The sequence below is a fragment of the Proteus mirabilis ATCC 29906 genome, assembly GCF_000160755.1.
Lineage (GTDB): Bacteria > Pseudomonadota > Gammaproteobacteria > Enterobacterales > Enterobacteriaceae > Proteus > Proteus mirabilis.
The window spans coordinates 1,137,767-1,152,207 of sequence record NZ_GG668576.1 but is presented as its reverse complement, the minus strand read 5'-3'; the positions used below and the strand labels follow the sequence as shown (position 1 = coordinate 1,152,207).

16 protein-coding genes are annotated in these 14,441 nt (G+C 35.3%); 9 read left to right on the top strand and 7 right to left on the bottom strand.

Annotated elements, in window-relative coordinates:
• Positions 1-27: 27 nt before the first annotated feature.
• Positions 28-888, bottom strand: coding sequence for a T3SS regulon anti-activator ExsD domain-containing protein (locus HMPREF0693_RS05290; RefSeq protein WP_004244001.1), 861 nt, complete (start codon positions 886-888; stop codon positions 28-30).
• Positions 889-954: 66 nt separating this feature from the next.
• On the bottom strand, positions 955-1,791 hold the full coding sequence (locus tag HMPREF0693_RS05285) for a helix-turn-helix domain-containing protein (RefSeq protein ID WP_004244000.1): 837 nt from the start codon (positions 1,789-1,791) through the stop codon (positions 955-957).
• A 1,261-nt stretch (positions 1,792-3,052) separates the two neighbouring features.
• Here HMPREF0693_RS05285 and HMPREF0693_RS05280 point away from each other — a divergent pair.
• Together HMPREF0693_RS05280 and HMPREF0693_RS05275 are read left to right on the top strand one after the other, a co-directional pair.
• Positions 3,053-3,565 carry a bactofilin family protein gene (locus HMPREF0693_RS05280; RefSeq protein ID WP_004248516.1) on the top strand — a complete coding sequence of 171 codons (513 nt, stop codon included), beginning with the start codon at positions 3,053-3,055 and terminating at the stop codon, positions 3,563-3,565.
• 74 nt (positions 3,566-3,639) lie between these two features.
• On the top strand, positions 3,640-4,200 hold the full coding sequence (locus tag HMPREF0693_RS05275) for a GNAT family N-acetyltransferase (RefSeq protein ID WP_012368174.1): 561 nt from the start codon (positions 3,640-3,642) through the stop codon (positions 4,198-4,200).
• Here the strand turns inward: HMPREF0693_RS05275 and HMPREF0693_RS05270 are convergent.
• A complete protein-coding gene (locus HMPREF0693_RS05270; protein WP_004248514.1) occupies positions 4,178-4,525 on the bottom strand; it encodes a nitrous oxide-stimulated promoter family protein in 348 nt (115 codons plus the stop codon). The genes HMPREF0693_RS05275 and HMPREF0693_RS05270 overlap by 23 nt on opposite strands.
• A gap of 184 nt (positions 4,526-4,709) precedes the next feature.
• Here HMPREF0693_RS05270 and HMPREF0693_RS05265 point away from each other — a divergent pair, with 184 nt between their 5' ends.
• On the top strand, positions 4,710-4,955 hold the full coding sequence (locus HMPREF0693_RS05265) for a DinI-like family protein (RefSeq protein WP_012368173.1): 246 nt from the start codon (positions 4,710-4,712) through the stop codon (positions 4,953-4,955).
• Positions 4,956-5,067: 112 nt separating this feature from the next.
• Here HMPREF0693_RS05265 and HMPREF0693_RS05260 read toward each other — a convergent pair whose 3' ends face one another.
• Positions 5,068-5,307 carry a YecH family metal-binding protein gene (locus tag HMPREF0693_RS05260; protein WP_004243992.1) on the bottom strand — a complete coding sequence of 80 codons (240 nt, stop codon included), beginning with the start codon at positions 5,305-5,307 and terminating at the stop codon, positions 5,068-5,070.
• Positions 5,308-5,451: 144 nt separating this feature from the next.
• Positions 5,452-5,667 carry a DUF465 domain-containing protein gene (locus HMPREF0693_RS05255; protein ID WP_004243991.1) on the bottom strand — a complete coding sequence of 72 codons (216 nt, stop codon included), beginning with the start codon at positions 5,665-5,667 and terminating at the stop codon, positions 5,452-5,454.
• A gap of 263 nt (positions 5,668-5,930) precedes the next feature.
• Here HMPREF0693_RS05255 and eco point away from each other — a divergent pair, with 263 nt between their 5' ends.
• The gene (gene eco, locus HMPREF0693_RS05250) at positions 5,931-6,410 is read left to right on the top strand and encodes a serine protease inhibitor ecotin (RefSeq protein ID WP_004248511.1); all 480 of its coding nucleotides are present in this window, start codon (positions 5,931-5,933) and stop codon (positions 6,408-6,410) included.
• 62 nt (positions 6,411-6,472) lie between these two features.
• Here eco and HMPREF0693_RS05245 read toward each other — a convergent pair whose 3' ends face one another.
• Entirely contained in the window at positions 6,473-6,910 is a 438-nt protein-coding gene (locus HMPREF0693_RS05245; RefSeq protein ID WP_004243989.1) for a universal stress protein, read from the bottom strand.
• Positions 6,911-7,450: 540 nt separating this feature from the next.
• Between HMPREF0693_RS05245 and HMPREF0693_RS05240 the strand changes: the two genes are divergently transcribed.
• The gene (locus HMPREF0693_RS05240) at positions 7,451-8,368 is read left to right on the top strand and encodes a cation diffusion facilitator family transporter (RefSeq protein WP_004243988.1); all 918 of its coding nucleotides are present in this window, start codon (positions 7,451-7,453) and stop codon (positions 8,366-8,368) included.
• 75 nt (positions 8,369-8,443) lie between these two features.
• On the opposite strand, the gene ghrB is transcribed toward HMPREF0693_RS05240, so the two are convergent.
• The gene (gene ghrB / locus HMPREF0693_RS05235; protein WP_004243987.1) at positions 8,444-9,403 is read right to left on the bottom strand and encodes a glyoxylate/hydroxypyruvate reductase GhrB; all 960 of its coding nucleotides are present in this window, start codon (positions 9,401-9,403) and stop codon (positions 8,444-8,446) included.
• Between the two features lie 431 nt (positions 9,404-9,834).
• Between ghrB and galE the strand changes: the two genes are divergently transcribed.
• From galE to galM, 4 genes are all read left to right on the top strand, one after another.
• On the top strand, positions 9,835-10,851 hold the full coding sequence (gene galE / locus HMPREF0693_RS05230) for a UDP-glucose 4-epimerase GalE (protein ID WP_004248507.1): 1,017 nt from the start codon (positions 9,835-9,837) through the stop codon (positions 10,849-10,851).
• Between the two features lie 48 nt (positions 10,852-10,899).
• Positions 10,900-11,958, top strand: a complete 1,059-nt coding sequence (locus tag HMPREF0693_RS05225; protein WP_004243985.1) for a UDP-glucose--hexose-1-phosphate uridylyltransferase — start codon at positions 10,900-10,902, stop codon at positions 11,956-11,958.
• Positions 11,959-12,069: 111 nt separating this feature from the next.
• Entirely contained in the window at positions 12,070-13,242 is a 1,173-nt protein-coding gene (gene galK, locus HMPREF0693_RS05220; protein WP_004243983.1) for a galactokinase, read from the top strand.
• Positions 13,229-14,299 carry a galactose-1-epimerase gene (gene galM / locus HMPREF0693_RS05215; RefSeq protein ID WP_004243982.1) on the top strand — a complete coding sequence of 357 codons (1,071 nt, stop codon included), beginning with the start codon at positions 13,229-13,231 and terminating at the stop codon, positions 14,297-14,299. Before galK ends, galM begins: the two co-directional genes overlap by 14 nt.
• Positions 14,300-14,441: the final 142 nt, after the last annotated feature.

Genomic DNA, 14,441 nt, shown 5'->3' with positions numbered 1-14,441 from the left:
TTCTATAAATAATGAAGAGCTGATATTTTATACATGCCACATAAATTCATCATTAATTAAACATAAAGAGTGTTCTACTAGCCAGTGTTTTAGTTTTTTACAATTTTCAGGGTGTTGTGGAATAGTGATTAAAATATCCCATAATGGTTGTAATAACTCAGAATGCGGTTGTGTATTTTGTAAGTACTCTAATGTATTATTTATTTTTTTATTGAATACCGGCTCTTTTTCCCAAGCTTCTATAACTAATTTAATATCCTTTTTCAGCAAATCATCTATCACAACGATCCGTGCTTTATCAGCTTCTAATTTTGTTTTTATATCTTCTAAAGATAAAAAAGAAGAGGCTATATTTGATGGTTCCTTTTCTTCAAATAATTTAATGTTTTCACATTGATTAATTTGATATTCGAGATCTTTTTTTATCTCATAAAGTGTAAATATATGCGGTGTTATATGCTCAACCCACCAAATAAAAATGGGTTTTATGATAGCTTGAATTAAACGTGCATGATCAGCAATGTTGATTTTTGCATTTAAAGCGTTCCAATTAATATCTGATATATTAGATTGGTATTTATTAGCCAAATTTACTACGGCATTAATATTTTCTTTAGTTAATGGCACTGAGCAATGTTTTTTGCGTAAAAACCATGTGGATTGCAATAAACTGTCTACAGCTTCACGGCATAATAAACGAGATAATATTTTAATTTGTTTCTCATTTATATCATTATTTGTAATAAGTAAAGAAAACTGAAGATTAAATAAATTATCAACAGTTTTCTTATTTTCATCTGCCATCATTTTTTTTAGCAAATTAAAATAACGATAATATTGGTATTTGCTAGTATTAGTTTGTCGCTTTATCACAATAGTTTCACTCATCAGAACAAATTTTGCATATTCTAGCGATGAATTGAATGATGATATTATGATAATAGGTCGGATTTTTTATAATTTTAATTTAAGATGTCTCGCTTTACTCGGTGTCATATTAAAACGTCGATGATAGCTTTGTGTAAAGTAAGATTGGCTAGAGAATCCTGACTCCATAGAAATATCGACAATACTCATTTCTGTTGTTAATAATAATTGATGTGCGTAAATAATTCTTCTTTCGCATATCCATGTTCTTGGCGATGTTCCATAAACATGATTAAATAACTCTTTAAATGTGGTGAGACCCATACCAAACTCGCGAGCAAACTGTTTTAGCTTCCAATTTTTTAGATGGTTTTTTTCCATAAATATTTTCAAGCGATCAACTTGCCTATGACTTAATTGGCGTAGTAACGCCATAAGATTGGCACCTTGCTCGGAAGAAAGTAATAGAATGAGCATTTCTTCAATACGTAATTGAGTAAAAGTATCTGGACAATTTTGTGAAGAAAGATAATCAAAACCATTACTACAAAAATGGATCAGAGGTGAATCTTCAAAACAGATAAAAGCCGATGAGAAATTTTCCTCTCTATCGATATTACTGAGAATATCACTATTTTTTGACATGAAATTTCTTAAGAAATCATCAGAAAGAGGAATATAAATTGTTTCACAAGGCTCATTGCCTAGCGTTTTTATGGTATAATTTCCTTGTTGTAAGAAAATAATCTGATCTTTGTTAATAGTTATTGTATTTGTGCAGTTTTGTAATACCAGCGCATTATTTCTGATTATGTATAAAGCTTTTTGGTTATTTTCTAATATTTGATATTGCGGATAAAAATAAGAGAGTTTTTGAATAACGCAATCTTGTTTAGTGTTTTCACCACATTGTATTGTATTCATTTTTCGCCCAAAATTATTATATAAGTATCACTGTATTTAATACCAATAAATAAAAAGAATATAAAGTAGTAGCTTCTTTATTATTTAAAGAGTATTAAAAATAAAAAATAGAATGTTTTCTTTATTATGATGTGGTTTTTTTTTAGATATTAGACATTGAAGTTGCCATTTCTAATTTAAGATAAATCATTTGTTTAATTTAATGTCATTTTTTATAGATTGCAAAAACAATTTAATTAAGCTAGTCATTTAATGAAAAGAATGCGACAAAATTTAGTAGAATTTTGTAATAATATATTGACAGATAATGAAATAGAGTTATTTATTCTATAAATAACAATTAGTTATATTTCATTTTAAAATTTACACTGTAAAGCATAATAAGGGTGTTTTTTAAACACTATAAAGTTGTTTAATATGAGTTGTTAATAAATTTTTGTGTATATGTTTTTATTTTGTATATTAAATGAGTGTTTTTTGCAATGAATTTATTTGATAAAAAAAATAAAATGTAATTTTTATAGGTTATTTTCACTATATATTATTATCTTTTTTAGTATGGCAAAGAAGCAAATAAACTTGCTATAAATTTTCCCCAAGTATATTTTTTCGTCTTTATATAGTTTTAACATTATGAAAACATAAAAATTAACGTCTATCATAAAAATGGCCAGTAATGTATCAAGAAATTAGTCTTAAAAATAGACGGTGGTTTATTTTTGTGACTAATGTCTCATATTTTATCTGTGATGGTTTTATTGTTGTTTTGTTAGCTCTCCTCCATTTGTTGAAGATTTTTGAATAATCAAGTTGTTATCAATAGATGCGATTAGCTATATGTTAATTCGTGTTATAAATTATCATCATTATAGGATGGGAAAGTGTGCATCTTATTCATAAATTAGCAAAAAATTAATTGTTATCTCTTTTTTATCTACTTATAAATCGACCTTTTCCCTAAAAAGCAAAGCCCAAAATTGGGGATGATATATGGCGTTATTATCGCCATCGACTTGAATAATTATTTATTAAAATAATAAGTAGAGCTGGTGTATTTATTATCAGGGAGGTTCAGATATAGCTAATTATGGATAATAAGCGAACACAGCGGGATATTATATTTAGCATAATATGGATTATTTGGTCATGTGCATTAATGGCTTTTTGGCGATATCAAATAGCTGGTGAGCTTTTGATCACCCTTATCCTAATTTTTAGCATTATTATTTACTCTATAACTTTGAGGTTAAAAAAAACGGCAATGTTTAGTCGAAAAACAGAAACACCAAAAGCCGCGGAGCCTATTGCTCCAGTTATGGCAGAAGAAAAAAAGCCTATGCCGGAGCAAAAATTGTATACCATTATTGCTAAAGGCACTGTATTTCAAGGTGATATTAACGTTGATGGTGATATTCAAATTTGGGGTAAAATTTCAGGGAATATCAATGTAAAAGATGGCGTGATCCGTGTTATGCATGCAGGCCAAGTTGAAGGGGAATTAACGGCGCCAGACATCATTATTGATGGTTTTGTTAAAGGTATTTGTGCCGCAAACAATCTTGATATTCTAGAGCATGGTGAACTACGTGGCACTAGTCGTTGTGGCAGTATGTCAATTAAACGTGGCGGTGTCTTTACTGGACAATCTGAACAGGTTGAACACCAAGCTAAAGCCGTTGCACAGCAACGTGTTGTATCTATTAAAGAAGGTACAGTTAATACCAATAAAGAGTCTGTAACTGCAGAAAGTAAACTAAAAGAAAATAAAAAATAAAAGCGATTCTCTTTTTATTACTTATGATCTGTTTTATTTTATCATTATTATCCTAACTAATTAGAATGAGAATAATGATGGAATTGGCTACTCCTCGATTACGTTTACGAGAATGGCGTGAAAGTGATAAAGCGCCATTTTTTTTACATATTAACGCCTCAGCATCGGTGATGCGTTATTTCCCTTCACCACTTACCCGCGCAGAAAGCGATGCAATGGTTGATACATTGCGTGATAAATTTATTCAGCAAAATGGTTGGGGACTTTGGGCCGTTGAATTAAAAGAGACTCAAGAGCTTATTGGCTTTGTTGGATTAAATATTCCTAATGCCCCTTTGCCTTTTAATCCGTGTGTTGAAATAGGTTGGCGTATTGCACAATCTCATTGGCGTAAAGGGTACACTTATGAGGCGGCCTTAACAGTATTAAAATATGCTTTTGAACAGTTGAAACTGGAAGAAGTGGTGGCATTTACCGCCGTGACCAATTTACCCTCAGAAGGGGTGATGAAAAAACTCGGTATGAAGAAGTCTGAATATTTTATGCATCCATCTCTAGATAAAACACACCCTTTAGCACAACATGTATTATACCGATTAAAAAAAGCAGACTTTATTTTCCCGATAAACGTTTAGATTTTTTAGCCGGTAATGCAGGAACGGGTTTCTTATCATCAATAAGATGCCTAATTGCTAAATAGGGATGATAAATTAGCATTCGAGGCCCCGCCCAACGCATGACTTGTTTCATTGCTGCTCTTTTTACTGGCTGATAGCAGTGAATTGGGCATTGTTTGCAGGCGGGTTTTTCCTCACCATAGCGACATTTATCTAGTCTTTTATAAGCATATGTCACTAATTGCTGATAATACTCGGGGTCGGTATTAGGATGCGCTCGTTCATACAGAGCAACCATTTTTTGGATGGTTTGCTTCTCTCGATTAATTCTTTTACCTGACATGGTACTCTCACTTCTTATTGTTGCATTTAAAATGCATTTTATCATAACGCATGACTGGGATGATAAATTAATTGGCTATTTTTAAGGCAAAAAAAGAAAAAATTTTGCAAAAATACTTTTCTTTTTTTTGATTATATAATACTGTATTTATATACAGTTTATTTGCCTTGGTATGGTGAAAATAATGCGTGTGGAAATTTTATTTAACAAACAATCTAATGTCACTGACTCACTATTTCCGCTGTTAGAACATGAACTAAGAAAAAAAATTATTCCTATTTATCCTGATATGCAGTTTCGTATCGCTTTTAGTAGCATGAATACGATCCAAGTCACGGGCGTAAAAGATGAAGCTAAGCATGAGCATATTATGGAGTTAATTCAAAGTGTTTGGGAAGATGATAGTTGGCTCCAAACGAATGATGATTAACGACCAATTAAGTTAAACAGAGATTGCCAGAGCATCTTACTTTTATTGATCAGATAGATAGTTAACAACATGCCAAACATGTTGCTTACTGGCAATCTACTTATTGATATTACTAATGGCGACAAATTTTGTTTTCACTGGTAGTAAAACCGCCATCAGCAGCAATAAATTTTCCTTTTTTTTCTAAAAATGCCACTAATTCGGCCGCTGTCATATTCTCAGAAGAACAGGTATGAAAGCGCGCTTCTTCCCCAAAACGTTGATGAATTGCCTCGATAAGTGATCTTTGCGTAAACGCCACTTTTGATGAAAGGATCATATGTAATACTTCATGACCATGTATAGATGCCATTTGTTAGCCCTTAATTATATAAGATGTATTTATTATGCATCTTTTTAGGAGGGAAACTTTGTTTTTAATCATAAAAAAGCGATGACAAAAGGTCATCGCTTCAGGTCGCTGATAAATAATATTTGCGCCGTAGTAAAGAACGGTTTATTTCTCAGCTTGTTGAAGTATTTTTTGCATTTCATCTTTTAGATAGAGTTTTTCTTTTTTTAGTTTTGCAACTTCATCATTGTAGCCTGCGCCATTAGGTCCTTCTAATTTAGCAATTTCTTGATCAAGTCGATGGTGTTTATCATAGAGAGCTTGGAAACGAGGATGGGTATTTTTTAACTGAGAAACCAGTGATTGTCTTTCTGAGAACATATAACCTCCTAATGAAAGAAATTGCGATCTCTATTTCAGTATAATCATAGATAGCTGATCTGCACGTTAGTGCATCACAAATTTACATTTCATCAATAAAAGAATGAGTTCTTTAAAAATTATCAGAATAATCCTCTCAGAGAGAGATCTGCTAAAGTGTTAGCATCTATATTATAAAATGCTAGTATTAAGATGATTACTAATAAAAATATCTAAGCAAAATTTGTTAACAGCGATTTGGCGCTGTGAATATGGAGAAAATGATGAATAAAGTAATTTTATCTTTGGTTGCAGCGATGTCTTTGTCTGCTTGCGCACAAGCGGTTGATAGTTTAGAAAAAGTCGCTCCTTATCCTAAAGCAAAGGAAAATCAAATTCGTCATGTTATTGAGTTAGAACAAAAAGAAAACGAAGGCAATTACCAAGTTGAGTTGATCGTGGGTAAAGAGATGATGGTTGATTGTAATCGTCAATGGTTTGGTGCTGAGTTAGATAAAAAAGATCTCGAAGGTTGGGGTTATGATTACTATATCGTAAGCGACTTAAATGGCCCAATGTCTACGATGATGGGTTGTCTTGATAACACTAAAAAACCCGCCTTTGTTCAAGCTAATATGGGGCAAGCGGCATTTATCCGCTATAACAGCAAATTACCTATTGTTGTCTATGCACCAAAAGATGTAGATGTGAAATATCGTGTGTGGTCTACTTCTGACGAGGTTAAAGATTCAACAAAGAAATAATGATTGATCTTTAATGATTATTGAGTGGAAAGCCCTTTGTTTTCAAAGGGCTTTTTTTACAACTAACGGATCACTAATACCGACATTTTTGCATGGCGAACAATAGATGATGCTGTTGAGCCTAATAAGTAGGAAGAAACATTAGGACGATGTGAAGCAATAGCAATTAAATCTGCATCGATTTGACGTGCATACTCTAAAATTTCATCTTTTGCATTACCAACACCGACATTGCAAACAATTTGCTCATCGGGAATTTTCGTATCTTTGATCATATCTTGCAGAGCAATAAAAGCGAGGCGAGTGCGCTCTGAAGAGTCTTTAAATTTTTCAGGAATAGCGGCAAACTCAATACCGAAGAAAAGTTCTGCATTTGGAATAACGGTGAGGAAGTGGATCTCGGGTTTGCCAACTTGAGCAATTTGTTCAATGTGAGTGATCAGTTCCTGAGAAAGCTCATCTTCTAGAATATCGATAGGAACTAGAATTTTTTTGTACATTACAAACCTCACTTAACGTTAGTTTTAAAATATAACTCTATTATCACTGAATATAAAAAATATAGCTGTGATCTACGTTCTAAATAAGAGTGAGAATGATTATTCTATCACTTAATTATTTATATTATAGTAATAATTAGTGCTTTTAAAATAAAAAGCTAAAAAGGCAGAATAAAACTATATCAATCTTAACTTATTGACAGGAATGAGTTAAATAAGATGATATTTAAAATAAAAGTATTTTAATTAGCTATCTAGAGGAAAATGCACAAAAGAATGATTATCAATTATATTATTGTTCTGTATCTATAGGATTTTATTGGTAATTTTTTAGAGACTTAATCAATAAAGTATGGCATATTAACCGTTAATAGCATCTCAATATGATGTTTGGACAGCAATCTTAGTCCCTAAACAGGATTGTTATTCAGAGTCATCCTTTATCCTCACCAATGAGTTATGGAACCTGAAATAACCTATGGAACTCTATTCGTTATAAACAAATAGGGTAGGCTATTTATACAGAATAAGATTATTATTATGACACATAATCACATTGATGATATTGAGTTGAATATGGCTGAGAAAACACAATCTGACAAATTCAAAGCGGCCAAGAAAAGCACATTGGTCAGTGTTTTTGTTAATATATTTTTATCCATATTTCAAATCACAATTGGTTTCTTCTCACATTCCCAAGGCTTAATTGCTGATGGTATTCATTCACTGTCTGATTTAATTGCTGACTTCGTGGTGTTAATTGCGAATAAAGGCAGTCAAAAGCAACCCGATGCCGATCATCCTTATGGACATTTTCGCTATGAGAATGCCGCTTCATTAGTGTTAGGGACGATTTTATTGATTGTTGGTTTGGGAATGATATTTTCTGCTATCCATAAAATGTTAGATCCTTCAATCATTCCTGATGTTCATAGCATCGCGCTTTATGTGGCTTTATTGGCATTAGCGGCTAAAGAAGGGTTATTTCGTTATATGTTAGCTGTAGCCAAAAAAGTCGATTCTAGTATGTTAGTGGCAAATGCTTGGCATGCGCGCTCAGATGCCGCCTCTTCTTTAGTGGTTGCAATAGGGATCATTGGTAGCCTTGCTGGATTTAAATTCTTTGACCCACTAGCAGCACTTATTGTCGGGCTATTTGTTGGCCGTATGGGATGGCGTTTTACCTATCAAGCTTTGCAAGATCTCATGGATAGAGGCGCTGATGAAGAAACACTTGAACAGATCACCAATACATTAATCACCACACCAGGAGTACAAGGGGTACATGATTTAAAAACCCGTCGTGCAGGTGATTATTTATTAGTTGATGTCCATTTAGAAATTAAAGGCGAATTAACGGTCAATCAAAGTCATGATATTGTGGTCAATGCCCATGATAGAGTACTTAAACAGCATGCACAGATTTTAAGTGTGATGATACACGTCGATCCTGCTTAATTTAGCGTTAACTATTTGATAGTTTAAAGGTAATAAATTGTATTTATTACCTTTTTGTTTTTATTCTTTGCTTAATTAAAAATTAACACAGTTTTCTTTTACATTATCGGTTAATGCAGCAATCAGATTGTCAACGGCACATTCAGCCATTGCATAGCGAGTCTCTTTAGTCGCAGAGCCAATATGGGGTAAGGCGACAACATTTTTCATGGTTAAAAGTGGTGAAGAGGTTGGCAGTGGCTCTTGCTCAAACACATCTAATCCGGCTCCAGCTATTTGTCGCTGCTCTAATGCGTTAATTAATGCTTTTTCATCAACCACGGCACCGCGTCCGGCATTAATTAAATAGGCGTCAGCTTTCATTAATGCAAACTGTTTTGCGCTTAACAGATGATGAGTTTCTGGTGTTAGCGGTAAAGTAATGCAGACAAAATCGGCTTGTTGTAAAAGCATCTCTAGGGAACAAAATTTAGCATTAAAATGCTGGTTAACATCGTTATATTCAGTACGAGAATGGTAAATAATATCCATATCAAAACCGAAGTGGGCGCGTTGTGCTAATGCTTTACCGATACGCCCCATACCAATAATCCCCATGGTTTTATGGTGAACATCAGTACCATACCAATCCGGCGTAATACTTTTTACCCATAAACCTTGTTTTATATTATCAGCTAGTTCAGGAATACGACGAGAGACGGTAAGAACAAGCGCCATCATTGTATCAGCGACAGTATCAGTTAATACCGTAGGTGTATGCATCAATTTGATATGACGTTCAGTGAGCGCGGCAACATCCACATTATCATAACCGACAGAAATCGTTGATACGGCTTTTAGTTTTGGCGCTTTTTCAATAAAGTGTTTATCGATATTACCGCCTGCACCTAACAATCCTTCAGCATGAGCGAGGGTGGCTTTAAAATCGGCACAATCGAGAGAGAGCGCGTTAAACTGTTTTACCTCAGCAACGGCAGATAATTTTTGTTGCAGTTTTTCTGGAAGCGGTTGATAAAGTATTACAACGGGTTTCATAGCGTTCTCCTAATTGGTATTAACTAATAGATATAAATCACACTCTCTTCTCTTCAATTCATCTATTGAGGCTACTCTTAATTTCACTGTAAAGCATATTAGCGTGGATGTTAATAAGGTATGATAAAAACCAATTAATATCAGTTTTATCATATAATTAAAGTATTCAGTATAATGTAATCGTTTACTTTTATGGTGAAGAGGGCAGTTCTCTCTAAAATAACTATATAACGATTATTAACAATAATTTGCTGTAATACGGTTATATTAGGTCGTTTTTATTAAATAGTTAAGGAATAAGAAAAGCGTGTAAACGTTTACACTAAATGTCGGTTTGATCACGAAATTAGTTTGTTGAACTTGTTAAACTCTGAGGCAATCAACAAAACCGCTTGACGCTTTTCATTTGAAATAAATCAAAAGAGGTGAATGTGGAAATTTTAGTTACGGGTGGAATGGGATATATCGGTAGTCATACATGCGTGCAAATGTTAGAAGCAGGCATGACGCCTATTATTTTGGATAACCTCAGTAATGCAAATGAAGAGGTACTTAACCGAATTGAAGCATTAACAGGAAAACGCCCACTGTTTTATCAGGGGGATATTCGTGACGAAAAACGACTGGCCACAATTTTTACTCAGCACTCTATTCAATCAGTGATCCATTTCGCTGGATTAAAAGCGGTAGGTGAATCTGTTGAAAAGCCCATCGAATACTATGACAACAATGTTAACGGTACTTTGGTATTAGTTCGTTGTATGCGTGATGCGGGCGTAAAAAGTATTATTTTCAGCTCATCAGCCACGGTTTATGGTGATCCTCAAACTGTGCCTATTACTGAAGAGTCACCTGTTGGTGGCACTACCAATCCTTATGGCACCAGTAAATATATGGTCGAGCGTATTTTGTCTGATCTCTATATTGCAGATGAGAGTTGGTCTATCAGTTTACTGCGCTACTTCAATCCAGTAGGTGCTCATCCATCTGGCACTATGGGGGAAGATCCTAAGGGTATTCCTAATAATTTAACGCCTTATATCTCGCAAGTTGCGATAGGTCGTCGTGAAAAAGTCGCGGTATTTGGTGATGATTACCCAACAAAAGACGGTACTGGTGTACGTGACTATATCCATGTTATGGATTTAGCTGATGGTCATATTGCCGCCTTAAATGCGTTAGGAGAAAAAGCAGGGTTACATATCTATAACCTAGGCACAGGGAATGGCACCAGTGTGATTGAAATGATTGAAGCATTTCGTAAAGCCAGTGGTAAAGCAATCCCTTATGAAATTCAGCCACGTCGCCCGGGAGATATCGCACAATGTTGGTCAAGTCCTGCCAAAGCAGAAAAAGACTTACACTGGAAAGCCATTCGCTCTATTGATGATATGGCAGCCGATGCTTGGCGTTGGCAATCACAAAATCCTAACGGTTATCTGAAATAGATCATAAAAACGCTATCAGATAATCTTTAATAAATAAGAGAGAAGATTATGTCAAAACTGATTTTTGATCCCGTTGAGCATCCTCATCGTCGTTATAACCCTTTGACTGGGCAGTGGATATTAGTTTCACCCCATAGAGCAAAACGACCATGGAATGGCAAAGATGAAAAACCTCAGATAGCGACACTTCCCTCTTATGATCCACATTGTTATCTGTGCCCAGGGAATACCCGAGTTTCGGGTGATAAAAATCCTGATTATACAGGTACTTATGTTTTTAATAACGATCACTCTGCATTATTGACAGACCAATATAGTGTTGAGGTATCCGATAATCCACTCTTCCAGACTCAAGCGGTGAGAGGGATCAGTCGTGTTGTTTGTTTTTCCCCCGATCATAGTAAAACTATTCCCGAATTACCTATTAGTAGCCTACGTAAAATCATTGATACTTGGGATAACCAAATAGAAGCGCTAAGTAAAGAGTATCTATGGGTACAAGTATTTGAAAATAAAGGTGAAACAATGGGGTGCTCTCAACCTCATCCTCATGGGCAAATATGGGCGAGTGATTTTTTACCTAATGAATTAGCACGCAAAGATAGCCAATTAAAAGACTATTTTAATCAATATGGCCGTAATCTATTAATGGATTATGTTAAAGCTGAATCTGAAGACGGTAGTCGAACCGTGGTTGAAACTAAATACTGGTTAGCTGTCGTGCCTTATTGGGCATCATGGCCTTATGAAACCATGCTATTACCAAAAAGCCATATTCGCAGAATGAGTGAATTAACGGCTGAACAACGTGATGATTTAGCCTTGGCAATAAAAAAATTAACCAGTCGTTACGATAATCTATTTCATTGCTCATTTCCTTATTCAATGGGATGGCATTTTGCACCTTCTTTTAAAGAGGGCGAAAGCATCGAGCATTGGCAATTACATGCCCTGTATTATCCGCCGTTATTACGCTCTGCGACAGTACGTAAATTTATGGTGGGTTATGAAATGTTGGCTGAATCGCAACGCGACTTAACGCCAGAGCAAGCTGCTTATAATTTACGCCAAGTAAGCGATATCCATTATAAAGAGCAAGAAAATTAGTTTAACGGGTTGATGGCGGACGCTTTTTAAATCACTACCTAGCCTAGGATGCATCACTATTATATTGATGTAACAGGTTGTTATTACTTAATTTTAAGTTAAGGATTTATTATGCAGGCACTGATTAATAATGTGACTCATTCTTTTACCTCTATTTTTGGTTATGCCCCAACACATTTTATTCAAGCTCCAGGCAGAGTTAATCTGATTGGTGAGCATACTGATTATAACGATGGTTTTGTTCTTCCTTGTGCCATTGATTATCAAATGGTAGTTGCTGCCGCCAAACGAGATGATAATCTTATTCGTGTGATTGCGGTTGATTATCAGAATGCGCAAGATCAATTCTCTCTCGAACATCCCATTGAGTTTTTACCTAATAAAATGTGGGCTAACTATATTCGTGGCGTTATTCATTTTTTACAACAAGCCAAATATGTATTTCAGGGTATGGATATTGCCATTACAGGGAATGTGCCTCAAGGGGCTGGCTTAAGCTCTTCAGCTGCATTAGAAGTTGCTATAGGACAAACAGTAAAAACACTTTATCAACTTCCTATTAGTCAAAAAGAAATTGCCCTTAACGGTCAAAAAGCAGAAAACCAATTTGTTGGATGCAATTGCGGTATTATGGATCAGCTTATTTCTGCATGTGGTGAAGAGAGCCATGCACTATTAATTGATTGTCGTTCATTAGCCACTACGGCGGTAAAAATGCCAGAAAGTGCAGTAGTGATGATTATTAACTCAAATAAAAAAAGAGGGTTAGTCGATAGCGAATATAATACGCGTCGTCAACAGTGTGAGGAAGCGGCAAAAATATTAAATGTTACTGCATTACGAGATGCGACCTTAGCGCAATTGCAAGCGAAAAAGGCACTGATGAATGATAAAGTGTATCGACGTGCTCGTCATGTGATCACCGAAAATGAGCGTACTTTACAAGCGGCTGAGGCGTTAAAACAAGGCGATCTTACTAAACTTAGTGAATTGATGGCACAATCACATATCTCTATGCGTGATGACTTTGAAATAACCGTTAACGAAGTGGATACACTGGTAGAAATTGTTAAATCAGTGATTGGTTCGCAAGGTGGCGTTAGAATGACTGGCGGAGGTTTTGGGGGCTGTGTGGTGGCGCTGGTGACTCCTGATTTAGTCGCAAAAGTGACACAAGCAGTTGAAGCCCAATATAAAAACCAAACAGGTTTAAAAGAAACTATTTATGTCTGCTCTGCAAGCCAAGGGGCGGGCTATCTGGAGATAACTAATGGCATTAAATGAAAACCGTTTTTTTAAGCCTGAACAGATGACCACACAAGCCGCTTTTGATGGTTTGCCTGCTCAAGTCGTGATTTTGACAAACCGTTTTGGTATGTCTATCTCCATTATGGATATTGGTGCGACATGGCTAAGTTGTATTGTCCCTGTGAATGGCTATCGTCGCGATGTGCTTTTAGGATCTGCAGATATGAAAGCCCATCAACAGCAAACGGCCTATTTTGGCGCAACGGTAGGGCGTTTTGCTAATCGTATTGCAGGGGCTAAATTCACCATCGCCGGAACTGAGTATCGCCTTGTTGCTAATGAAGGCAACAATACGCTACATGGTGGTAAACAAAATTTTAGCCATCGTCGCTGGACTATTGTGGCGCAATCCACACAGTCGGTCACTTTAAGCTTGCTATCTGCAGATGGTGAACAAGGATTTCCCGGTACTGTCGAAGCCAGTGTGACATATGCATTAACGGATGATAATGAAGTTCATATCAATTATCAGGCTATTAGTGATAAAACGACAGCGTTGAGTTTAACTAATCATGCCTATTTTAATTTAGCTGGGGAGCATACTCAGCGAACGGCTCTTGAACATGATTTAGTTATCCACGCTTCTCACTACTTAAAAAATGGCGCGGGTAATATTCCTACAGGGGAAATTGTCGATGTGACCGGGACGGGATTCGATTTTCGCCAATTAAAACGTATCGGCATCGATTTTATGCGAGATGAATGTCAAAAAGTCGCTAATGGCTATGATCATGCGTTTATTTTAGACAAACAAAAAATAGCAGATAAAGCATCGATTGCCACAGTTATTGCCCCTGAAGGTGAGCTTAAAATGGATGTTTTTACTACCATGCCTTCTATACAGTTTTATACAGGAAATTTTTTGGCACAGAGTAAAGGAAAAACTCGTCGTTATGGTAATTATTCGGGGCTGGCTTTAGAGACACAATATTTTCCTGATGGGCCGAATCATCCTGAATGGGGTGAGAACCAAGGTATTTTAGCTGCAAATACTCCGTGGCATAGCCAAACAATATATAAATTTTATCAGTAATAGATAAAGGAAAGTGTAAACGCTTTCCTTTTTTACTGTTTATTTGATCATTTTACTTTTTAAATTTCTTATCTTCACTGATAATCATGCCACTTGTTTTATAACTTACTCTTTTTCTTAGCCATCGATTAATGACACAAGG